The sequence below is a fragment of the Streptomyces sp. NPDC060209 genome (genome assembly GCF_042728155.1).
Lineage (GTDB): Bacteria > Actinomycetota > Actinomycetes > Streptomycetales > Streptomycetaceae > Streptomyces.
This window is the reverse complement of the sequence record NZ_JBHWZS010000125.1, coordinates 1-22,925: the sequence shown is the minus strand read 5'-3', so window position 1 is coordinate 22,925 and position 22,925 is coordinate 1. Positions and strand designations below refer to the sequence as shown.

The window sequence follows — 22,925 nt, the reverse complement described above, 5'->3', positions numbered from 1 at the left end:
GCGGTCTTCTTCGCGACCGTCTTGGCGGCCGGCTTCTTGGTCGCCGCCTTCTTCGCCGTGGCCTTCTTCGCGGTCTTCCGCGCCGCGGTCTTCTTGACCGGCGCTTCCGATTCCGTCGCTTCGGCGCCAGAGGCATCGGGCGTGTCGGATTCGTTACCCGTCACCACGACGACCGCTGCCTCTTCGGCTCCGGCCGGTGACCCGGCAGGAGCGGTGACCTTGCGGGTCGCCCGGCGACGGGCGCGCGGCGGGGCTGCCGGAGCGGCCTCCTCGTCAGCCGACGGAGCCTCGGGGGCCGCCGCCTTCTCCGAGGGAGCGGGAGCCGGGGCCTCGACGACCGGGTCCTCGACCGCGACGGGCTCCGCCGCGGGCTCGGCCGGCTGCACCGGGGGTGTCACGTCGGCCTGCTTGGGCGAGCCCGCAGGGGCGGTCGCCTTGCGGGTCGCCCTGCGACGCGTACGTGCCGGAGGCGCGGCCTCGACCTCGGGGGCGGCGGGAGCCTCCACCGGGGTCTCGGCGACCGGCTCGGGCTGCGGCTTCTCCTCGGCTGCCGGGGCCGCCGGGGCGGTCTCGGCCACAGGGGCGGGTGCGCCGGCCGGGGCCGTGACCTTGCGGGTCGCGCGCCGGCGGCCACGGCCGCGCGACGCTGCCGCCTCGGCCTCTGCCGGGCTGCTGTACAGCTCCTCGTCGGCGACGAACTCCGGCTCGGGCAGGGCCACCGGGGCGGCGACCTCGGCGGCCACCTCCGCCTCGGTCTCCACCTCGGCGGGCTGCTCGGCGTGCTCGTGCTCCTGGCCGTGCTCGTGCTCGTGTCCGGCACCGCCGCGGCCGCGCTTCTTGGACCGCTTCCCACCGCCGCCGCCGGCGGCCGTGGGCTGCTCCATGTGGACGATCACGCCGCGCCCGTTGCAGTGGACACAGGTCTCGGAGAAGGACTCCAGCAGGCCCTGGCCCACCCGCTTACGGGTCATCTGGACCAGGCCCAGCGACGTGACCTCGGCGACCTGGTGCTTCGTGCGGTCGCGGCCCAGGCACTCCAGCAGTCGCCGCAGCACCAGATCCCGGTTGGACTCCAGCACCATGTCGATGAAGTCGACGACGACGATGCCGCCGAGGTCGCGCAGCCGCAGCTGGCGCACGATCTCCTCGGCCGCCTCCAGGTTGTTCTTGGTGACGGTCTCCTCGAGGTTTCCGCCCTGGCCGGTGAACTTGCCGGTGTTGACGTCGACGACCACCATCGCCTCGGTCTTGTCGATCACCAGCGAGCCGCCGCTCGGCAGATAGACCTTGCGGTCCAGCGCCTTCATCAGCTGCTCGTCGATGCGGTACGTCGCGAAGACGTCGACCTCGGAGGTCCAGCGCGAAAGCCGGTCAGTCAAGTCCGGCGCCACGTGCGAGACATAGCCGTGGATGGTCTCCCAGGCGTCGTCACCGCTGACGATCACCTTCGAGAAGTCCTCGTTGAAGATGTCCCGGACGACCCGGACGGTCATGTCCGGCTCGCCGTAGAGCAGCGTCGGCGCGTTGGAGCTGCTGGTGCTCTTCGACTTCTTCTGGATCTCTTCCCACTGCTGCTGAAGCCGCTCGACGTCACGGCGCAGCTCGTCCTCGCTCGCGCCCTCGGCGGCGGTGCGCACGATGACGCCCGCGTCCTCGGGAACGATCTTCTTGAGGATGGTCTTCAGCCGGGCGCGCTCGGTGTCGGGCAGCTTGCGGCTGATGCCGGTCATCGAGCCCTCGGGCACGTAGACCAGGTAACGGCCGGGCAGCGAGACCTGGCTGGTCAGGCGGGCGCCCTTGTGGCCGATCGGGTCCTTCGTCACCTGGACGAGGACGGACTGGCCGGACTTCAGCGCGGTCTCGATGCGGCGCGGCCCGTGGGCCATGCCGAGCGCCTCGAAGTTGACCTCGCCCGCGTACAGGACGGCGTTGCGGCCCTTGCCGATGTCGACGAACGCGGCCTCCATGGACGGCAGTACGTTCTGCACCTTGCCCAGGTAGACGTTGCCGACGTAGCTGGTGGCCTGCTCCTTGTTGACGTAGTGCTCGACGAGCACGTTGTCCTCGAGGACGCCGATCTGGGTGCGCTCGCCGCTCTGGCGGACGACCATGACGCGCTCGACGGCCTCACGGCGGGCCAGGAACTCGGCCTCGGTGATGATCGGGACGCGACGGCGGCCCTGCTCACGCCCCTCGCGGCGGCGCTGCTTCTTGGCCTCCATACGGGTCGAGCCCTTGATGGACTGGACCTCGTCGAAACCGGTGCCGGGCTCGCGCTCGGCCTCCTTCTTGCGCGGCTCACGGACCTTGACGACCGTACGCTCCGGGTCGTCCGCGCCCGTGCCCGTGCCCGTTTCCTCGCCCGAGGCGTCTCCGCTGCGGCGGCGACGACGGCGACGGCGACGGCTGCTGCTGGACCCGGAGGAGGACTCGTGCTCGTCGTCCTCCTCGTCGTCCTGCGCCTGCTGCTCGTCCTCGGAGTGGTCCGCGGCGGCGTCGTCCTGCTGCTCCGCCTCGTCCGTGTCGTTGGCCTCACCGCGACGGCGGCGGCGGCCACCACGACGGCGACGGCGCGAGGGCCTGTCGCCGTACTCGTCCGTCTCGTCGCCCTCGTGCTCGGCGTCCGTCTCGGCCTCGTGCTCGTGCTCGTCCTCGACGGCGGAGGCGGCGGGGGCGGCATCGGGCTGCTCGGCCGGAAGCGTGACCGGAGTCGCGGCCGGCTCGGTCTCGACGGCTTCGCCACGACGGCGACGGCGACGGCGCGAACCACCCTGGGGGGCGGACTCGGCCTCGGCGGGGGCGGCGGCCTCGGCGGCCTGCCTGCCCTCGGCCTTGCGCGTCGCGCGGTCGTCGCGGTCTGCGGTCTTCTGCTCCTCGACCTCGTCGCTCTCCTCGTACGCCGGGGTGGAACCCGCGGCGGCCGCTGCGGCAGCGGCGGTCTCCGGCGTCTGGAACATCGGCTCGGCGAAAACCGGGGCCTGGAACACGGCCACGGCGGGGCGCGTCGCGCGACGGCCCTTGCGGGCCGGCTCCTCGGTCTTGCCGGTGAACTCGGGACGGCCCGCGGCAGCGGTGGCCCGGCGGCGCTGGCGGCCTCGCGGCGCGGCCTCCTCGACCTGCTCGGTCTCGGTGGCCAGCTCCTCGGCGACAGCGGCGGGGAGGCTCTCGCCCTTCTCGGCGGCCACCTCGGCGACCTCCTCGACGGGCTGCGGGGCGCCGGCCGGGGCGGACGCCTTACGGGACGCGCGGCGGCGAGGGCGCGCCGGGGGCGCGGCCTCGGCGGCGGGTTCCTGGGCGGCCTCTTCGGTCCTGGCGGGCTCGGCTGCGGCCTCGGCCACGATCTCGGCCGGGGCATCGGCGGTCTGTGCGCCCTGCGGCGCACCGGCCGGAGCCGACGCACGGCGGCGGGCACGGCCTCGCGGCGCGGCCGCGGGCTCGGCCGGCTCCGCGACGGCTTCGGTGGCGGGCTCGGAGACCTTCACGGGCTCGGCCACGGCGGTGTCCTGCTCGACGGCCTCGACCGGCTGGGGGGCGCCCGCCGGAGCGGTGGCCTTACGGGTGGCCCGGCGGCGGCCACGGGGGGCCTCCACGACAGGCGCCTCGGCGACAGGGGCCTCGGTGGTCTCTTCCGCCTCTTCCTCGGCCGGGGCGGTCTCCTCGACCGGCTCCACGACCTCGGCGGCCTGCGGCGCACCCGCCGGAGCGGTCGCCTTACGGGTGGCGCGACGACGAGCGCGCACCGGTGGCGCGGGCTCCACCGCCTCGACGGTCTCTTCGCTCTCCTCCTCGGCCGGGGCGGTCTCCTCGACCGGCTCCACGACCTCGGCGGCCTGCGGCGCACCCGCCGGAGCGGTCGCCTTGCGGGTGGCGCGACGACGAGGACGCGCGGTGGGCGCGGCCTCGGCTGCGGGCTCGACCGTTTCGGCGGCAGCGGCCGGTATGGCCGGCGTGACGTCCTCGGCGGCGGCCGCACCCGGCGCGCCCGACGGCGGGCCGGCGGGGCGGGAAGCCGCGCGGCGCCTGCGGCGCGGAGGCAGCTTGTCCCCGGGGGCGTTGTTCTCTTCGGTGTTCCCGGTGGTACCGGGTTCGTTCGGCTCGTGCATGCGGGCGGTTCTCCCGTCGCGCTCCCGGGCGCCACGCCTGATTCCGGTCCGACGCGATTCGCGCGATGTGCGCGATACCGCCGTCCGGGGCGCGGGCGCCGCACGGGAGCTGATGTCTGGCTCGCCGGTTCCGTACGCGCTACGCACGGCCTGGCGAAAGTCTTATGGGGCGGTGCGCTGCCCGACCCAGGTGGCTCCCGAGTCCAAGGGCTGCGCTACAACGACCGCCTTACGCGGAACCTGCACCTTCCGGCGCCGTCGCGGCGGCGGCCGGATCGGCCGTGGAAACGGCCGGGGCTGCCTCGCGGTCGGGCGCGAGCGGGTCGGTCACCGTGCCGGACTCCTCGTCGAAGAGCCCCTGCGCCAGCCTGGTCACCGCAGCGGGGACCGGCGGCGTTAGGTCGGCCACAGCTCGGAGACCGGACAGGACGTCGTCGGGTCGCACGGCAGGTGTCACGTGCCGCACTACCAGCCGCAGTATCGCACAGGGCCTGTCCCCGGACCTATCAGGCTGTGGATCAAGGGCCTGCAGGTCGGCGACGGCCGCGCGGGCGTCGAAGGTCCGCATGCCGTTCTTCGCACGGCGCTGGACCTCGACGGTCTCGGCTCCCAGGAAGGCGACGACGGCCTTTTCCGCGTCCTGAACGGCGACCCCGTCCAGCCGCATCTCCCACACGGAGGCGGTCAGCCGGTCGGCGAGGCCGGAGGTACGGGCCTCCACCGCGTCGATGACGTCGAGGCCATCGGGCATGGACGCGTTGAGCAGTTCGCGGAGGGTGTCCGGATCCCGCGCCTCGGTGAGGGCGATCTCCAGGAACTCGGCCTCGCTGCCCGTACCCGTGGGGGCGGCGTTGGCGTACGACACCTTCGGGTGCGGGGTGAAGCCCGCCGAGTAGGCCATGGGTACCTCGGAGCGGCGCAGCGCCCGCTCGAAGGCACGCTGGAAGTCTCTGTGACTGGTGAACCGGAGGCGGCCCCGCTTGGTGTAGCGCAGTCGGATGCGCTGCACCGCCGGTGCGGGCGGCGGGCCTTCGGGCTGTCGCTTGCCCAGTGGTTCTTCTCCTCGGTGCGGGGCGGCCGCGGTGGCAGCCGCCCACGAAATACGGGGTGCCCCGGGGTGCCGCTCCGGCTCACCCCCGCTCGACGTTTTTGTCGGCAAGCAGGGAGATCTCGGATACGGGCGCCGCGCTGGGGACAGTCGTTGTCCTACCCAGGGTACGCGCCGCGGACCCTTCGAGTTCCCGCGCGTCCGTGACCTGCGGCGCTCCGACCAGCGCGCGCCACGCGTCCCTGCGGGCCGCGCGGAGCGTCTCCCGGGCCGAGGCCATGGCGCCGCGGGCCGCGCGTCCCGCCTCCAGCGCCGCGCGCTTGGCGGGCGCCCAGACCGCGTCGCGCAGGAAGTGCCCCACCGGCCTGCACACGGTGCGGTAGGCCCAGGCGACCGGCGCACCGACCAGGTGCCACGCCAGCCAGGCCAGAGCGCGGCCGACGGCGCGTGAGATGAACCCGGCGATCCGCCAGGCGACTGCGACGGCCGCCACGATCTCCCGGCCCACCGGGGCAAGGACATGCCGGTACACCCAGACGACGGGCAGCACGAGCAGCGTCATGACCAGCCACGCGGCACCGGCCCACAACCCCCGCCCCACAGCCGCGAATCCCCGCCCGAGCATCCCCGAAACCCACCCGACGCCGTGCCCCACCGGCGTCAGCACATACCGGTACACCCACACGACCGGCAGCACGAGGAGGTGAGTGGCGAGCCACTGCGCCGCGATGCCGAGCGGCTTCAGGACGTACCGCCACAGGCCGATGGCGGGCCACACCAGGAGAAGGGTGACGAGCCCGGTCGCCGCCGGGACGAGCAGCCTGTCGTACACCCACCGCAGGCCGTGTCCGGCCGGGGTGAGTACGGCTTCGTAGAGCCACACCAGCGGAATGACGACCCCGTAGCGGGCGACCGGGACGGCCACGTACCGCCACAGGCCCACCCAGGGCCAGACCAGGAGGGCCACGGCCAGCCACACGAGGGCCCGCCCCACCGGGACCAGCACCTGGCCGTACACCCATTCGAGGGCCCTCCCCAGGGGGCGCAGCAGCACCCGCTGCACGACGCGGCCGCCCGCGACGAGGAGGTCCCAGAGCATGCGTACGGGCAGGACCAGGAGCAGCACCACGATCCTCACCGGGATTCTGACGAGGGTCGTCAGACAGCCCTCCCCGCCCTCGTACGGCGCGGGTGTGCGGTGCTGCTTGTCGAGGTCCATGCCGGGAAGGACGCGAACGCCCGGCCCAGGGTTTCCCGGGCCGGGCGTTCGTCACCGGGCTGTCACCCGAAGGGGGCTACTTCACGACCGTCAGCGGCAGGAGCTTCTTGCCGGTGGGGCCGATCTGGATGTCCAGGTCGAGCTGGGGGCACACGCCGCAGTCGAAGCACGGCGTCCAGCGGCAGTCCTCGACCTCGGTCTCGTCGAGCGAGTCCTGCCAGTCCTCCCAGAGCCAGTCCTTGTCGAGGCCGGAGTCCAGGTGGTCCCAGGGCAGGACCTCCTCGTACGTCCGCTCGCGGGTCGTGTACCAGTCGACGTCGACGCCGAACACCGGGAGAGCCTTCTCGGCGCTCTTCATCCAGAGGTCGTAGCTGAAGTGCTCGCGCCAGCCGTCGAAGCGGCCGCCGGACTCGTAGACCTCGCGGATGACGGAGCCGACGCGGCGGTCACCCCGGGAGAGCAGGCCCTCGACGATGCCGGGCTTGCCGTCGTGGTAGCGGAAGCCGATGGAGCGGCCGTACTTCTTGTCGTCGCGGATCTTGTCGCGGAGCTTCTTCAGCCGGGCGTCGGTGTCCTCGGCGCTGAGCTGCGGGGCCCACTGGAAGGGGGTGTGCGGCTTGGGCACGAAGCCGCCGATGGAGACGGTGCAGCGGATGTCGTTCTGCCCGGAGACCTCACGGCCCTTGGCGATCACGTTGACCGCCATGTCACCGATCTGGAGGACGTCCTCGTCGGTCTCGGTGGGCAGGCCGCACATGAAGTACAGCTTCACCTGGCGCCAGCCGTTGCCGTAGGCGGTGGAGACCGTGCGGATCAGGTCCTCCTCCGAGACCATCTTGTTGATGACCTTGCGCATGCGCTCGGAGCCGCCCTCGGGGGCGAAGGTGAGGCCCGACCTGCGGCCGTTGCGGGTCAGCTCGTTGGCCAGGTCCACGTTGAACGCGTCGACGCGGGTGGAAGGCAGCGAGAGGCCGATCTTGTCGTCCGTGTACCGGTCGGCGAGGCCCTTGGCGATGTCACCGATCTCGCTGTGGTCCGCGGAGGAGAGCGAAAGGAGGCCGACCTCCTCGAAGCCCGTGGCCTTGAGCCCCTTCTCCACCATCTCGCCGATACCGGTGATGCTTCGCTCCCGCACGGGGCGCGTGATCATGCCGGCCTGGCAGAAACGGCAGCCGCGGGTGCAGCCGCGGAAGATCTCCACGGACATCCGCTCGTGGACGGTCTCGGCGAGAGGGACGAGCGGCTGCTTGGGGTAAGGCCATTCGTCGAGGTCCATGACGGTGTGCTTGGACACGCGCCACGGCACACCGGACTTGTTCGGCACGACGCGGCCGATGCGGCCGTCGGGAAGGTATTCGACGTCGTAGAAGCCGGGGACGTAGACGCCGCCCGTCCTCGCGAGGCGGAACAGCACCTCTTCCCGCCCGCCGGGCCGGCCCTCGGCCTTCCAGGCGCGGATGATCTCGGTGATCTCCAGGACGGCCTGCTCGCCGTCGCCGATGACCGCGCAGTCGATGAAGTCCGCGATCGGCTCGGGGTTGAAAGCGGCGTGGCCGCCCGCGAGCACGATCGGGTGATCGACCGTGCGGTCCTTGGACTCCAGCGGGATGCCCGCCAGGTCCAGGGCGGTGAGCATGTTGGTGTAGCCCAGCTCGGTGGAGAAGCTCAGGCCGAACACGTCGAAGGCGCCGACGGGGCGGTGGCTGTCCACGGTGAACTGCGGCACCTTGTGCTCGCGCATCAGCTCCTCGAGGTCCGGCCACACGCTGTACGTGCGCTCGGCGAGGACGCCCTCGCGCTCGTTGAGCACCTCGTAGAGGATCATGACGCCCTGGTTGGGGAGCCCGACCTCGTAGGCGTCCGGGTACATGAGTGCCCAGCGGACGTCGCATTCGTCCCACGGTTTGACGGTGGAGTTCAGCTCACCGCCGACGTACTGAATGGGCTTCTGCACATGCGGGAGCAGAGCTTCGAGCTGCGGGAAGACCGACTCGGCAGACATCTGAGGACCTTCGTAGCTGGCAGGGGTGACCATCAAGCGTAACCCGGTGCTCAGCCTTCCAGCGCCGCGCGCGGTCCTGGGTGCGACGCCCGTGCCCAGACCTCGGGCAGCTCGCGTTCCCGTGCTGCCGCCGCCGCCTCCTCCCGCGCGTAGAGCAGGCCCCAGGTGAACGCCGACTCCCCGGCGCCGTGAGCCTGGACCGCGAGGGTGCGCAGGGCGTCCCGCGCCACGACGCTGTCCTGGTGGTCGCCCAGGACCGACTGCACGGACTTCATCCGCTTGGCGAACTTCTTGGCCGGCTTCCCCAGGGCCGGCCTGGCGGCCTCGGCGGCGTAGCGGACGCGTTTGGCGGCCTTGCGTGCCTCGTGCATGGCCACGTCGCGCTCCGCGCCCGCGGGCTGTTCCAGGGCGTGCCCGACGCGCGTGGCGAGGCGTTCGTAGTCCTTGAGCACGGCGCGGGGCAGGGCGCCCCGGGGTGCCCGCGCGGCGGCGGGGCGCAGGGGCGGGTCGGCGAGGAGGGCGTCCAGCGCGTCCAGCAGGGCCAGGTAGCGCTCCGCGTCGAGCACGGAGGCGACCCGTCGCCGCGAACCGGTACGCCTTGCTACGGAGGTGAGCTTCAGCCGGGCGCTCACGGGGCCCAGGAGCAGGGTGGCGGGCAGCCCGGCGACGTGGGAGCGGAGCCGCGCGTCGAGGACCTCCTGGTCCCGGTCGACCCCGAGCTCGGCGGCGAGCCACTTCAGCTCGTCGCGGAGCGGGTCGGTGACGGTCCGGTCGAGTATTTTGCGGTACGTCCTGAAGGCACTGCGCAGCCGGCGGGTGGCGACCCGCATGCGGTGCACGCTGTCGGGCAGGTCGCGGCGTACGGCGGGGTCCAGCTCGACGAGGGCCGCGACCTGGCGGCGTACGTAGGCGAGTACGTGGTCCCCCGCGGTGCGTGGGGCAGGCGCCTTCTTCGTCCGCCGCCGCTTGCCCGGGGCGGTCTCGGCCAGGGCCCTGGACAGCTTGGACGGTGCGGCCGAGGGCCTGACTCCGGCCTTGCGCAGCCGCCGCTCGACGGCGTCGAGGAGGGCGGGGTCGCCGTCGTCGGCCAGCTCGACCTCCATCTCGGTCCACGCCGAGGTGGTGCCGTGCCCTTCTTCGGTGAGCCGCTCCGCGAGGACCTCGTCGATGCTCAGCTCGGCGAGCAGGGTGCCGTCCTCGTCGAGGAGGTGGTGGACGTCCCGGGCGGAGAGGATCCGTACGACGGGGGTCACCGGGGCCTTCCGGACGCGGGAGCGGAGCAGCTCGCCGAGGGCGGGTGGCAGGGCGTCGGTGAGCGGGGCCTGGATCTCGTCGCGGACGCCGGCGGAGACGGGGATCTTGAGGTGCCAGCCGGCGTCGTCCCCGCCCGTTCTGCGACGGAGCGTGAGGGAGTCCGCGGCGAGCCGGAAGTCCTCGGTGTCGTAGTAGACGGCGTCGAGTTCGCTGAGGCCGCGGTGGACGACGGCCGAGACCCCGGCCGCACGGGTCAGATCGGGCAGCCGGGTTTCGGGAGTCGCTTCGTACTTTCGCTCGACCTCACGCTTCGAGTCCGCCATATGACGAATCTATCCGCGATGCCCGGGGATATGCAGGGCGGAGCGAACTGTTCAGGCCGACATCGGCCGTTGCACCTTGATCGACTGGAGCAGTCCGATCGCCACCCAGACGGCGAACATCGACGAGCCTCCGTACGACACGAACGGCAGTGGAAGTCCGGCCACCGGCATGATCCCGAGCGTCATTCCGATGTTCTCGAAGGACTGGAAGGCGAACCAGGCGATGATGCCGGCGGCCACGATCGTCCCGTAGAGCTCGGTGGTCCCCCGGGCGATACGGCAGGCGCGCCACAGGACGACGCCGAGCAGGACGATGATCAGTCCTGCTCCGAGGAAGCCGAGTTCCTCCCCCGCGACGGTGAAGACGAAGTCGGTCTGCTGTTCGGGGACGAACTGGCCCGTCGTCTGGGACCCGTTGAAGAGCCCGGTGCCCGTGAGTCCGCCGGAACCGATGGCGATGCGGGCCTGGTTGGTGTTGTAGCCGACGCCGGCCGGGTCGAGCGCCGGGTTGGCGAAGGCCGCGAAGCGGGCGATCTGGTAGTCGTCGAGGACGCCGAGCTGCCAGACGGCCACCGCGCCCGCCGTGCCGGCGCCGAGGAGCCCGAAGACCCAGCGGTTGGACGCGCCGGAGGCGAGGAGCACGCCGAGCACGATGACGGCCATGACCATGACGGAACCGAGGTCGGGCATCAGCATGACGACGGCCATCGGGACGAGCGCCAGGCCGAGCGACTTGGCGACGGTCCGGTGGTCGGGGTGCAGCTGGTCGCCCGCGTCGACCCTCGCGGCGAGCAGCATCGCCATGCCGAGGATGATCGTGATCTTGGTGAATTCGGAGGGCTGGAGGGAGAAGCCGCCGGGAAGGAGGATCCAGGCGTGCGCGCCGTTGACGGTGGCGCCCAGCGGGGTGAGGACCGCGAGGACGAGCAGGACCGACAGCCCGTAGAGAACCGGCACCGCTCCCCGCAGGGTGCGGTGCCCGAGCCAGATGGTGCCGATCATCAGCGCGAGGCCGATGCCGGTGTTGAGCGCGTGCCGGAAGAGGAAGAAGTACGGATCGCCGTGGGTGAGGGAATCCCGGCCGCGGGTCGCCGACCAGACCAGCAGCGAGCCGACGAAGGACAGCGCGACGGCCGATCCGAGCAGGGGCCAGTCCAGCCGCCGCACGACGGAGTCGCGGGCGGTGAGCTTGGCCCAGGCGGAGCGTTCCTCGGGGGCGTAGCGCGAAACGGAGAAGCCGGCCATCAGTCACGCCTCCCCACGGTCGCGGGCAGGGCGCCCGCGAGCGCCTGCGTTCCGTCGGCGGGCGGCAGGGGGGTGTACGGCTTGATCTTCGGGGACTCGATCTGGCCGTCCGGCTTGATCTTGGGCAGGGTCTTCTGGGGTGCGGGGAGCAGCGCCTTCTTGAGGTCCTGCTTGCCGCTCGCGTCGAGCCCGTAGAGCGCGTTGTAGATGTTGCGCACGGCGGGGCCGGAGGCGCCGGAGCCCGTACCACCCTGGGAGATCGTCATGACGATCGAGTAGTCCTTGGTGTACGTGGCGAACCACGAGGTCGTCTGCTTGCCGTAGACCTCGGCCGTGCCCGTCTTGGCGTGCATCGGGATCTTGTCCTGGGGCCATCCGCCGAATCGCCAGGCGGCGCTTCCCCGGGTCGCGACACCCGCGAGGGCTTCGTCTATTTTGTCGCGGGTGTCCGCCTTGAAGGGCAGCTTGCCGTGGGCCTCGGGTGCGATCTCCTGGACGGTCCTGCCGTCGCCGCTGACGATCGCCTTGCCGACGGTCGGGTCGTACAGGGTGCCGCCGTTGGAGATCGCGGCGTAGATCGTCGCCATCTGTATCGGGGTGACGAGAGTGTCACCCTGGCCGATCGAGTAGTTGACGGAGTCACCGGCGCGCATCTTGTTGCCCTCGATGCAGCCTTCGTACGCGATCTTCTCGACGTACGTGCCGTTCTTCTTGCCCTGCTTGCACCAGGACGCCTTGTTGGCGTCGTAGAAGTCCTGCTTCCACTGGCGGTCGGGAACGCGGCCGGCGACCTCGTTGGGGAGGTCGATGCCGGTCTCCTTGCCGAGCCCGAACTGGTGGGCCGTCTTGTAGAACCAGTCGGCGGGGTTCTTCTTCGGCTTGTTGCCGCCGTCCTTCGCCCATTCCTTGTGCGCCAGCCCGTAGTAGACGGTGTCGCAGGAGACCTCCAGGGCGCGCCCGAGGCTGATGCTGCCGTAGCCCTGGGACTCGAAGTTCTTGAAGACCTGGCCGCCGACGGAGTACGAGCTCGGGCACGGGTAGTTGCCGTCGAAGTCGTATCCGGCGTTGACCGCGGCGGTCGAGGAGATGACTTTGAAGATCGACCCGGGTGCGGCGGTGCCCTGGATGGCCCGGTTCAGCAGCGGGAAGTTGGACTTCTTGCCTGTGAGCTTGGCGTAGTCCTTGGCGGAGATGCCGCCGATCCAGGCGTTGGGGTCGTACGTCGGCAGGGACGCCATGGACACGATGCGGCCGGTCTTGGCCTCCATGACGACGACGGCGCCGGAGTCGGCCTTGTACAGCTCGTTGGTGTTGCGGTCCATCTCCTTGCGGGCCGTCTCCATGGCCTTGTTCAGCTCGTACTCGGCGACCGCCTGGACCCGTGCGTCGATGGAGGTGACGACGCTGGCGCCGGGCTCGGCCTCGTCGTTCTGGGCCTGACCGATGACGCGCCCGAGGTTGTCGACCTCGTACCGGGTGACGCCGGCCTTGCCGCGCAGCTCCTTGTCGTACGTGCGCTCCAGGCCGGAACGGCCGACCTGGTCGGAGCGGAGGTAGGGCGAGTCGGTGTCCTGGGCCTTGGTGACCTCTTCGTCGGTGACGGGCGAGAGGTATCCGAGGACCTGGGCGGTGTTGGCCTTGCCGGGCGCGGCGTAGCGGCGTACGGCGGTGGGTTCGGCGGTGATGCCGGGGAAGTCCTCGGCACGCTCACGGATCGTGAGGGCCTGCTGGGTGGTCGCCTCGTCGGTGACCGGGATCGGCTGGTACGGCGAGCCGTTCCAGCAGGGCTGGGGGGTCTTGGCGTCGCAGAGCCGGACCTTGTCCTGGACGTCCTTGGGCTTCATGTCCAAGACATCGGCCAGACGGGTGAGGACACCGACGCCGTCGTCCTTCATCTTCATCAGCTCGGTGCGGCTCGCGGAGACGACGAGGCGGGTCTCGTTGTCGGCGAGGGGCACGCCGCGCGCGTCGAGGATGGAACCGCGGACGGCGGGCTGCACGACCTGCTGGACGTGGTTGTTCTTGGCCTCGTCCGTGTACTCCTGCCCGTTGCGGATCTGGAGGTACCAGAGCCGGCCGCCGAGCGTCAGGAGCAGGGAGAAGACGAGGACCTGGATGACGACGAGACGGATCTGGACCCGCGGGGTCCGGCCCGTCTCCGGGATGTTGCTCACAGGGCGCCCCCGGTCGTGGTGGGTCGGCCGGGGGTACGGGGGCGGCCGCCCCCGGTGCTCGTCCGGTGCCGGTACAGCCTCACAGTCGCTTGACCCCCTTGATCCTTCCTGCGCGTGCGGCGCGGCTGCGGGCTGCCCTCAGGCGCATCCCGCCACGCTGGCTGCCGATCCGCAGCCCGGTGCCCGAGGCCAGCCAGCCGGCGGCGACGTCCCCGCTGCCGGAACTGTCGGCGACCGGGTCGTTCTCGGTGCGTCTGGCGAGCGCCATGATCAGCGGAACGGTGAACGGCGCGAGGAGCAGGTCGTACACCGCGGCGGTGAACAGCAGGCTGCCGAGGCCCACATGGCGGGCGGCCGTGTCGCCGACGAGGGAGCCGACACCGGCGTACAGCAGGGTCGATCCGAGCGCCGCGGCCACGACGAAGGCCATCGGGGTGAAGGCCGACTTGAGCTGGCCGGTCTCCGGCCGCGCCAGTCCGGCGAGGTAGCCGATGATGCAGAGCACCAGGGCGTAGCGCCCGGCGGCGTGGTCGGCGGGCGGGGCCAGATCGGCGAGGAGTCCCGCGCCGAAGCCGACGAGGGCGCCGCTGACGGGCCCGTACACGAAGGCGAGCCCGAGGACGACGAGGAGCAACAGGTCGGGGGTGGCGCCGGGGAGTTGGAGGCGGGCGAGGACGGACACCTGGATGACGAGGGCGACCACGACCAGGGTGACGGAGAGCAGCGTCCGGTTGAAGCGCATGGGGATCAGCTCTATTCCTGCTCGTTCGCCGCGTCACCGGCGGCCGGGTCGGCGTTGCCGGAGGCGTTCGGTGAGGCGCCCGGGGAGGCGCCGGGGGAGGCGGATGAGCCGGGCTTCTCGTTGATGTTCCCGACCACCTTCCCGCTGCCGTCGACGAGGTCGCCGTTCGGCTGCACGGTGACGGTGACGGTCGGGGTGGGCTTGGGCTTCTCCGGCTTCTTGGGCTGCTTCGGCAGGACCATGTCGCGGGGGTCGTCGCGGGGCGCCTGGACGACGATGCCCACGATGTCGAGCTTGGTGAAGCCGACGTACGGGCGGACGTAGACGGTCCGGGTCAGGTCGCCGCCGGACGGGTCGACGCGGACGACCTCGCCGACCGGCACGCCGGGGACGAAGGGCTTGTCCTTGCTGGAGCCGAAGGTGACCAGCCGGTCGCCCTTCTTCACGTCGGCCTTGCCGTTGAGGAACTGGACCGAGAGCGGCCGGGACCCCTGTCCGGTGGCGAAGCCGAGCTCGTCGGTCTTCTCCATCCGGGTGCCGACGGTGAAGTCGGGGTCGTTGGCCAGCAGGACGGTCGCGGTGTTCGGGCCGACGGTGGTGACCCGGCCGACGAGCCCTTCGCCGTTCAGTACTGTCATGTCGCGCTGGAGGCCGTCGTTGGCCCCGGCGTCGATGGTGATCGTCCAGGAGAAGCCCTGGGCCGCTCCTATGGCGATGACTTCGGCGGCCTTGATGCCGTACTGGCCGGCCCCGGCGCTCTTCAGCATGGTGTCGAGCTGACGGACCTTGCTGGTGTTGCGGTCGTCGCTGCCGAGCTTCGTCTTCAGCGCGGCGTTCTCGTGCTCCAGGGCCGCGATCCGGTCGTGCCGGTCACCGGAGTCCCGTACGGCGCCGATGGCGTTGCCCACCGGGTCCACCGCCGCCGCGACGCCGTTCTCGACCGGTCCGAAAACCGTGGCGGCGGCCTGCCGGGCTCCGTCCACCGGCGACTCCTCGCCACCGCGGATATCCACCGTGATCAGGGCGAATGCGATGGCGATCAGCAGCACCAGGAGCAGCCGGCTCTCTCGTGTGTCCCTCACGTGCGGCGGCCGTGCCTTCCTCGTCGGAATGTTCGTGCCTGTATACCAACGTTCCGCCGCACGGGACGGCAGTGCCCGTACGGCGGAACATCGTGTTCTACCGTCGGGGCTGGGCGTCCAGCACCTGCTGGAGTGCCTCGAACTCCTCGACGCACTTACCGGATCCGAGCGCCACGGAGTCCAGCGGGTCCTCGGCGATGTGGATCGGCATGCCCGTCTCGTGGCGCAGCCGCTCGTCGAGTCCGCGCAGGAGCGCGCCGCCGCCGGTGAGGACGATGCCGCGGTCCATGACGTCACCCGAGAGCTCGGGCGGGCACTTGTCGAGCGTCGTCTTCACGGCGTCGACGATCGCGTTGACCGGCTCCTCGATGGCCTTGCGGACCTCGGTCGCGGAGATGACGACGGTCTTGGGCAGACCCGAGACCAGGTCGCGTCCGCGGATCTCGGTGTGCTCGTCCTTTTCCATCTCGAACGCCGAGCCGATCGTGATCTTGATCTGCTCGGCGGTGCGCTCGCCCAGGAGGAGGGAGTACTCCTTCTTGATGTGCTGGATGATCGCGTTGTCCAGCTCGTCACCGGCGACCCGGATCGACTGGGCAGTGACGATTCCGCCGAGTGAGATCACCGCGACCTCGGTGGTGCCGCCACCGATGTCGACGACCATGTTGCCGGTGGCCTCGTGGACGGGCAGGCCGGAACCGATGGCCGCGGCCATGGGCTCTTCGATGATGTGCACCTGGCGCGCGCCTGCCTGCGTCGACGCCTCGATGACGGCGCGTCGCTCGACCCCTGTGATGCCGGAGGGCACACAGACGACGACCCGCGGGCGGGCCAGGTAGCGGCGCTTGTGGATCTTGAGGATGAAGTAGCGGAGCATGCGCTCCGTGATCTCGAAGTCGGCGATCACGCCGTCCTTCAGGGGCCGCACGGCCACGATGTTGCCGGGCGTGCGGCCGATCATCTTCTTTGCCTCGGAGCCGACCGCCAGGATTCCGCCGGTGTTGGTGTTGATGGCCACGACGGACGGCTCGTTCAGAACGATGCCGCGCCCCCTGACGTACACCAGCGTGTTGGCAGTCCCGAGGTCGATAGCCATGTCACGGCCGATGAACGACATTGAGTTCCCCTTGTTCCCCATGAGGATGCGTCGGGCCTTCCTAAGAAGCGAAGAATGGCTTGTTTTAGGTAGGCGAGGTTGGCGCTGCGGGCGTGGAAGCTTCCATCGTAGTGCCGTATGCACGGACACAGCGCGAGGGTCCTTCGCCGTGGCGAGCAGAACGGCTGCCCGTTCCACCCATGGTGACGTTACGTCGGAGGGATGCGTTCCCGCGATACGTGACCCTATGCCGAAGGGCGACCGAATTACTTCGGTCGCCCCAGGTCATGAGCGCTGATTGGCGGAGCCGAAGTCAGGAATGTCCGGGAAAGAAAAGCTTGAGTTCTCGCTCTGCGGACTCCTCGGAGTCCGAGGCGTGGATGAGGTTCTCCCGGGTGATCGAGCCGAAATCGCCACGGATCGAGCCGGGCGCGGCGGCGATCGGGTCGGTCGGGCCGGCCAGTGCCCGGACGCCCTCGATGACCCGCTCGCCTTCGGCCACCAGAGCGACGACGGGGCCGGAGGCCATGAACTCGACGAGCGGCTCGTAGAACGGACGGCCCTTGTGCTCGCCGTAGTGCTGCTCCAGGGTCTCCTGGTCGAGCGTGCGCAGCTCCAGCGCGGTGATCGTCCAGCCGGCCTTGCGTTCGATGCGGCCGACGATCTCGCCGATCAGCCCACGCCTGACGGCGTCGGGCTTGAGAAGGACGAGGGTGCGCTGGGTCATGTGCGGCTCCTTGCAGACTTTCGGTTCGGGTGAGTGAGGGCGAGATTACAGGGGCACGCCGATGGGCCTACGGCCGGGCTTACGCTGCGTCATCCTTGGGCCGGAGCCTGTGCGCTCTCCTGCGCCTCGGCCTGGGCCGCCCACCGCGCCTTGGCCTCGTCGATCCTGCGTCCGTAGTGCACCGAGGCCCACCACAGGGCGCCGAAGATCACTCCGAGGATGAACATCATCGGGACGAAGAAGCCGCTCAGCACCAGCAGGACCTGGAGCGCCCAGCCGAGCTGGATGCCGCCGGGCCGGGTGATCACTCCGCAGAGCAGGACGGACAGCAGCATGCCGACGCCACAGACCGTCCAGACCGTGGCCATGGACATGTCGTCGGACTTCATTGCCACGAGCCCCGCGAAGCCGATGACGAAGAATTCGCCGATCAGTGTCGATGCACAGAGCGTACGCACAGGTCAGCGCCTTCCCAGAAGCAGCCGGGCCTCGCCGACCGTGATCACGGATCCGGTCACCAGGACTCCGGCGCCCGCGTATTCGGCCTCTTCCTCGGCGAGGGTGATCGCCGCCTCCAGCGCGTCGTCCAGGCGCGGCTCGACCTGGACGCGGTCGTTGCCGAAGACCTCGACGGCGACCGCGGCGAGCGCGTCCGCGTCCATGGCGCGCGGGCTGGAGTTCTGCGTGACGACGATCTCGGCGAAGATCGGCTCGAAGGCTTCGAGGAGCCCCCGGACGTCCTTGCCCTCGCTCGCGCCGACGACCCCGATCAGCCGGGAGAAGCTGAACGCCTCGGAGATCCCCTCGGAGGCGGCGAGGGCGCCGGCCGGGTTGTGCGCCGCGTCCAGGACGACGGTCGGGCTGGACCGGACGACCTCCAGGCGGCCCGGCGAGAGCACCGAGAGGAAGGCCTTGCGGACCGATTCGATGTCGAGGCTGCGCGCCTGCTCCGCGCCGATGCCGAAGAACGCCTCGACGGCGGCGAGCGCGACCACCGCGTTGTGCGCCTGGTGCGCCCCGTAGAGCGGAAGGAAGATGTTGTCGTACTCGCCGCCCAGGCCCCGCAGGGTCAGCAGCTGGCCGCCCACCGCGATCTCACGGGAGACGATGCCGAACTCCATGCCCTCGCGGGCGACCGTGGCGTCCACCTCGACGGCCTTCTTGAGCATGACCTGCGCGGCGTCGACGGGCTGCTGGGCGAGGACCACCGTCGCGTCCTGCTTGATGATGCCGGACTTCTCACCGGCGATCTCGGCGGCGGTGGAGCCGAGGCGGTCGGTGTGGTCCAGCGAGATCGGGGTGACGACGGCTACCGAGGCGTCGATGACGTTCGTCGCGTCCCAGGTGCCGCCCATGCCGACCTCGACGACCGCGACATCGACCGGCGCGTCGGCGAAGGCCGCGTACGCCATGCCGGTCAGCACCTCGAAGAACGAGAGCCGGTAGGGCTGCTGGGCGTCGACCATCTCGATGTACGGCTTGATGTCGTTGTACGTCTCGATGAAGCGCTCGGCGTCGATCGGGGCGCCGTTCAGGCTGATCCGCTCGGTGATCGACTGGACGTGCGGGGAGGTGTAGCGGCCCGTGCGGAGCTCGAGGGCGTTCAGCAGGGCCTCGATCATGCGGGCCGTGCTGGTCTTGCCGTTCGTCCCCGTGATGTGGATCGAGGGGTAGGCGCGCTGAGGCTCGCCCAGCACGTCCATCAGGGCCGCGATACGGGTCACCGACGGCTCGAGCTTGGTCTCGCCCCAGCGGCCGGCGAGCTCCTGCTCCACCTCGCGCAGCGCCCGGTCGGTCTCGGGGTCGGCGGGGCGGTCGGGAACCGCCTCGCCCTGGGGCGGACCCGACTGGGTGCGCAGCGTGCGGCTCCCTGCCTCGATCACCGCCAGGTCGGGATCGCGCTGGGTCTCTTCGTCGACGATCTCCGCGAAGGTGTCGTCGGGATCTGACGCGTCGTGCCGGTCTGAAGGGCGGGGCTCACTCACAGGGCCAGTCTACGGATGGCCACGGACATCGCGCGCAGCGCCCGGTGCCGCGCTTCCCCGGGTACGGCGAAGCCCCCGCACTCCCGGTCGGTCGGGGGCGCGGGGGCTTCGGCCTGAGGCCATCAGCCCTTCGGCAGGTTGGCCAGCTGTGCGGTGATCCGCTCGATGTCGGCCTCCGCCTTGCCGAGCCGTCCACGGATCTTGTCGACCACGTTGTCCGGGGCCTTCGCCAGGAAGGCCTCGTTGCCGAGCTTGCCGTTTGCCTGCGCCTTCTCCTTCTCGGCGGCGCCCAGGTCCTTCGTGAGGCGCTTGCGCTCGGCCTCGACGTCGATGGTGCCGGACAGGTCGAGGGCGACCGTGGCTCCGGCGACCGGCAGCGTGGCCGTGGCGTGGAAGGCGTCGCCGGCGGGCTGGAGCCTCGTGAGCTGACGCATGGCCGCCTCGTGCGGGGCCAGCGCGGTGCCCGTCAGGGTGAGCTGGGCAGGGACCTTCTGGCCGGGCTGGAGGCCCTGGTCGTTGCGGAAGCGGCGGACCTCGGTGACGACCTGCTGGACAAGTTCGATCTCCTTCTCGGCCGCCTCGTCGCGGAAGCCGGAATCCCCCGGCCAGTCGGCGATGACGATCGACTCGCGCCCGGTGAGCGCGGTCCACAGCGACTCGGTGACGAAGGGGACGATCGGGTGCAGCAGTCGCAGCATCACGTCGAGGACCTCGCCGAGGACCCTGCCCGAGACCTCGGCCGGACGGCCGCCCGCGAAGAAGGTGGTCTTGGACAGCTCGACGTACCAGTCGAAGACCTCATCCCAGGCGAAATGCCGCAGCGCCTCGCTGATCTTGGCGAACTGGAAGTCCTCGTAGTACGCGTCGACGTCCGCGACCGTCTTGTTCAGCCGCGACAGGATCCAGCGGTCGGTCACCGACATCTCGTCGGCGGACGGCAGTTCGCCCTCGATGGTCGCACCGTTCATCAGCGCGAAGCGGGTGGCGTTCCAGATCTTGTTGGCGAACTTCGCCGAACCCTGGACCCAGTCCTCGCCGATCGGGACGTCGGTGCCCGGGTTGGCTCCGCGCGCAAGGGTGAAGCGCAGTGCGTCCGAGCCGTACTTGTCCATCCAGTCCAGCGGGTTGACCACGTTGCCGAAGGACTTCGACATCTTCTTGCCGTGCTCGTCGCGGACCATGCCGTGCAGGACGATCGTGCCGAACGGCGGGACACCGTCGTTGACGTACAAGCCGAACATCATCATCCGGGCGACCCAGAAGAACAGGATGTCGTAGCCGGTGACCAGGACCGAGTTCGGGTAGAACTTCGCGAGGCTGTCGGTCTGTTCGGGCCAGCCGAGCGTCGAGAACGGCCACAGGCCGGAGGAGAACCAGGTGTCGAGGACATCGCTGTCCTGCGTCCAGCCCTCGCCGGTGGGCGCCTCGTCGTCCGGTCCGACGCAGACGACCTCGCCGTTCGGCCCGTACCAGACCGGGATGCGGTGACCCCACCAGAGCTGGCGCGAGATCGTCCAGTCGTGGAGGTTGTCCACCCAGTCGAAGTACCGCTTCTCCATCTCCTGAGGGTGGATCTTGACGCTGCCGTCGCGGACGGCGTCACCGGCCGCCTTGGCGAGCGGGGCGACCTTGACCCACCACTGGAGGGAGAGCCGCGGCTCGATGGTCGTCTTGCAGCGGGAGCAATGGCCCACGGAGTGGACGTAGGGGCGCTTCTCGGCAACGATCCGTCCCTCGGCCCGCAGGGCGGCGACGATGGCGGAGCGCGCCTCCAGGCGGTCCAGGCCCTCGAAGGGACCGGGGACGGTGATGACGGCCCGCTCGTCCATGACCGTGAGGAACGGCAGGTCGTGGCGCCTGCCGATCTCGAAGTCGTTCGGGTCGTGGGCGGGCGTCACCTTGACGGCACCGGTACCGAACTCCGGGTCGACGTGGTGGTCGGCGACGACCGGGATCGTGCGGTCGGTGAGCGGCAGTTTGATCTGCTTGCCGACCAGGTGCTTGTAGCGCTCGTCGTCGGGGTGGACGGCGACCGCCGTGTCACCGAGCATCGTCTCGGCGCGGGTGGTGGCGACGACGATCGTCTCGTCGCCCTCCCCGTACGTCATGGAGACGAGCTCGCCGTCGTCCTCCTGGTACTCGACCTCGATGTCGGAGATCGCGGTGAGACAGCGGGGGCACCAGTTGATGATGCGCTCGGCGCGGTAGATCAGGCCGTCGTCGTACATCTGCTTGAAGACGGTCTGGACGGCCTTGGACAGGCCCTCGTCCATGGTGAAGCGCTCACGGGACCAGGCGACGCCCTCGCCCAGACGGCGCATCTGCCCGGAGATCTGGCCGCCGGACTCGTTCTTCCACTGCCAGACACGCTCGACGAAGGCCTCGCGGCCCAGGTCGTGGCGGGACTTGCCCTCCTTGCCGAGCTCACGCTCGACGACGTTCTGGGTGGCGATGCCGGCGTGGTCCATGCCCGGCTGGTAGAGCGCCTCGAAGCCCTGCATCCGCTTACGGCGGACCAGGGCGTCGATCAGGGTGTGCTCGAAGGCATGGCCCAGGTGGAGGGATCCGGTGACGTTCGGCGGCGGGATGACGATGCTGTAGGGCGGTTTGTCGCTGTGCTCGTCGACTTCGAAATACCCGCGCTCCACCCAGCGCTCGTACAGCTTCCCCTCTACCTCGGCCGGCGCGTACTGGGTCGGCAGTTCGGGGATGCTGGCTGGCTGCTGCGCTGCGTTCTCGGTCACGGCACACAGTTTAGGGGCGTCACAGTCGTGCACTGAAACCGGTTTGTTGAGTAACGGTGTACGTCCGGATGCCCTAAGTGAGCGCCGCTTCCGTCAGGATGTTCGGAACGCATAAGCATTCTGGAGGGGACAGCGCCATGAGCTACAACCAGCCGGGTCCGTACGGCGGGCAGCCGCCGCAGGGCCAGCCCGGACCGTACGGCCAGCAGCCGGGTCCGTACGGCCAGCAGCCGGGCCCGTACGGCGGTCCTCCGCCGCAGGGTCCGCCGCAGGGACAGCCCGGCTACGGCTACCCGCAGCAGGCCCCCCAGGGCGTCCCGCCGCAGCAGCAGCCCCCGCAGGGCTACGGCTACCCCCAGGGCCAGCAGCCCGGCCCCTACGGCCAGCAGCCGCCCACTCCGCCGTACGGCGGCCCGCAGGCCTACGGCCAGGTCCCGCCGCCCCCCGGTGCCCCGAAGAAGAAGACGGGCCTGATCATCGGCGCGGCCGTGGTGGCGCTGGCGGTCGTCGCGGGTGGGGTGTACTTCCTCACGTCGGGCGGGGGCAACGGTGACGTGGCCGACTCCACCAAGGGCTACAAGATCACGCCGGCCGCCTCGGTGGACGACTACAAGAAGGACGACAAAGACACGTCCTCGGATGCGTTGACGAGCAAGGAGAAGGCCGAGGTCGAAGCCCTGGGCATCAAGGACGCCCACAAGGCCGAGGCACAGTACGCGAGCGGCGACCTCGAAACGAACCCTCTCACGACCAAGATGCTCATGCTTTACGGCAATTGGGGCGACGTCACCGACCCCGCGAAGGCCCTCGACGGCATGTTCGCACAGGCCAAGGTCGGGATGGCCGATAGCGAGGATGACTCGAAGACCTCGCTGGTCGGCAGCCCCAAGAGCGTCACGCCCGCCGGCTTCGAGGGCGCGCTCATGAAGTGCCAAGACATGAAGGTGATCAACGACAAGGCCGACGGCACTGCGGCAGGGGGCCCCAAGGAAATGGTGATGCCTGTCTGCATCTGGGCCGACTACAGCACCGTCGCCGCGGTCATCGGCGTCGACATCGGCGCGGCCATGACCAACAAGTCCATGACGCAGGACGAGACGGCCGCCCTCGCGGCCAAGCTGTACAACACCTCGCGCACCAAGGTGTGACCCTCGACGCCGAAGGGGCGCCCGGCCGGTGGC

At 70.4% G+C, this 22,925-nt stretch carries 15 protein-coding genes; 1 reads left to right on the top strand and 14 read right to left on the bottom strand.

The features are described 5' to 3' along the window. The 14 genes from ACFWFI_RS23170 to ACFWFI_RS23105 form a co-directional block, all read right to left on the bottom strand. On the bottom strand, positions 1-4,103 hold a 4,103-nt coding region (locus ACFWFI_RS23170; protein ID WP_387393422.1), incomplete at its 3' end, for an Rne/Rng family ribonuclease. Positions 4,104-4,332: 229 nt separating this feature from the next. After that, the gene (locus ACFWFI_RS23165; RefSeq protein WP_387393419.1) at positions 4,333-5,112 is read right to left on the bottom strand and encodes a TIGR03936 family radical SAM-associated protein; all 780 of its coding nucleotides are present in this window, start codon (positions 5,110-5,112) and stop codon (positions 4,333-4,335) included. 121 nt (positions 5,113-5,233) lie between these two features. After that, positions 5,234-6,370 (bottom strand): hypothetical protein, encoded by a 1,137-nt coding sequence (locus ACFWFI_RS23160; RefSeq protein WP_387393416.1) that lies wholly within the window; start codon positions 6,368-6,370, stop codon positions 5,234-5,236. 76 nt (positions 6,371-6,446) lie between these two features. Beyond that, positions 6,447-8,372 (bottom strand): TIGR03960 family B12-binding radical SAM protein, encoded by a 1,926-nt coding sequence (locus ACFWFI_RS23155; protein ID WP_387393413.1) that lies wholly within the window; start codon positions 8,370-8,372, stop codon positions 6,447-6,449. Between the two features lie 50 nt (positions 8,373-8,422). Next, entirely contained in the window at positions 8,423-9,949 is a 1,527-nt protein-coding gene (locus ACFWFI_RS23150) for a CYTH and CHAD domain-containing protein (protein ID WP_387393410.1), read from the bottom strand. A gap of 51 nt (positions 9,950-10,000) precedes the next feature. Beyond that, positions 10,001-11,194 (bottom strand): rod shape-determining protein RodA, encoded by a 1,194-nt coding sequence (gene rodA / locus ACFWFI_RS23145; protein WP_387393407.1) that lies wholly within the window; start codon positions 11,192-11,194, stop codon positions 10,001-10,003. Further along, positions 11,194-13,368 (bottom strand): penicillin-binding protein 2, encoded by a 2,175-nt coding sequence (gene mrdA, locus ACFWFI_RS23140; RefSeq protein ID WP_387393404.1) that lies wholly within the window; start codon positions 13,366-13,368, stop codon positions 11,194-11,196. The genes rodA and mrdA overlap by 1 nt, the downstream gene beginning before the upstream one ends. Before the next feature lie 79 nt (positions 13,369-13,447). Next, positions 13,448-14,110: a rod shape-determining protein MreD gene (gene mreD, locus ACFWFI_RS23135; protein WP_387393401.1), complete on the bottom strand. Its 663-nt coding sequence runs from the start codon at positions 14,108-14,110 to the stop codon at positions 13,448-13,450. An 11-nt stretch (positions 14,111-14,121) separates the two neighbouring features. After that, positions 14,122-15,192 carry a rod shape-determining protein MreC gene (gene mreC / locus ACFWFI_RS23130; RefSeq protein WP_387393398.1) on the bottom strand — a complete coding sequence of 357 codons (1,071 nt, stop codon included), beginning with the start codon at positions 15,190-15,192 and terminating at the stop codon, positions 14,122-14,124. 97 nt (positions 15,193-15,289) lie between these two features. Then, positions 15,290-16,309: a rod shape-determining protein gene (locus tag ACFWFI_RS23125; protein ID WP_031091955.1), complete on the bottom strand. Its 1,020-nt coding sequence runs from the start codon at positions 16,307-16,309 to the stop codon at positions 15,290-15,292. A 292-nt stretch (positions 16,310-16,601) separates the two neighbouring features. Beyond that, complete coding sequence (gene ndk / locus ACFWFI_RS23120; RefSeq protein ID WP_387393395.1) at positions 16,602-17,015, bottom strand: nucleoside-diphosphate kinase; 414 nt, start codon at positions 17,013-17,015, stop codon at positions 16,602-16,604. 89 nt (positions 17,016-17,104) lie between these two features. After that, complete coding sequence (locus ACFWFI_RS23115; RefSeq protein WP_387393392.1) at positions 17,105-17,473, bottom strand: DUF4233 domain-containing protein; 369 nt, start codon at positions 17,471-17,473, stop codon at positions 17,105-17,107. Positions 17,474-17,476: 3 nt separating this feature from the next. Further along, positions 17,477-19,000: a bifunctional tetrahydrofolate synthase/dihydrofolate synthase gene (locus ACFWFI_RS23110; RefSeq protein WP_387393390.1), complete on the bottom strand. Its 1,524-nt coding sequence runs from the start codon at positions 18,998-19,000 to the stop codon at positions 17,477-17,479. Between the two features lie 122 nt (positions 19,001-19,122). Further along, on the bottom strand, positions 19,123-21,744 hold the full coding sequence (locus ACFWFI_RS23105; RefSeq protein WP_387393387.1) for a valine--tRNA ligase: 2,622 nt from the start codon (positions 21,742-21,744) through the stop codon (positions 19,123-19,125). Between the two features lie 137 nt (positions 21,745-21,881). Between ACFWFI_RS23105 and ACFWFI_RS23100 the strand changes: the two genes are divergently transcribed. Continuing rightward, positions 21,882-22,892, top strand: coding sequence for a hypothetical protein (locus tag ACFWFI_RS23100; RefSeq protein ID WP_387393384.1), 1,011 nt, complete (start codon positions 21,882-21,884; stop codon positions 22,890-22,892). Positions 22,893-22,925 lie beyond the last annotated feature (33 nt).

Coding starts and splice junctions, on each gene's coding strand:
- ACFWFI_RS23100 (WP_387393384.1), top strand. CDS start 21,882: ATGAGCTACAACCAGCCGGGTCCGTACGGCGGGCAGCCGCCGCAGGGC.
- ACFWFI_RS23150 (WP_387393410.1), bottom strand. CDS start 9,949: ATGGCGGACTCGAAGCGTGAGGTCGAGCGAAAGTACGAAGCGACTCCC.
- mreD (WP_387393401.1), bottom strand. CDS start 14,110: ATGCGCTTCAACCGGACGCTGCTCTCCGTCACCCTGGTCGTGGTCGCC.
- ACFWFI_RS23125 (WP_031091955.1), bottom strand. CDS start 16,309: ATGTCGTTCATCGGCCGTGACATGGCTATCGACCTCGGGACTGCCAAC.
- rodA (WP_387393407.1), bottom strand. CDS start 11,194: ATGGCCGGCTTCTCCGTTTCGCGCTACGCCCCCGAGGAACGCTCCGCC.
- ACFWFI_RS23160 (WP_387393416.1), bottom strand. CDS start 6,370: ATGGACCTCGACAAGCAGCACCGCACACCCGCGCCGTACGAGGGCGGG.
- ndk (WP_387393395.1), bottom strand. CDS start 17,015: ATGACCCAGCGCACCCTCGTCCTTCTCAAGCCCGACGCCGTCAGGCGT.
- ACFWFI_RS23155 (WP_387393413.1), bottom strand. CDS start 8,372: ATGTCTGCCGAGTCGGTCTTCCCGCAGCTCGAAGCTCTGCTCCCGCAT.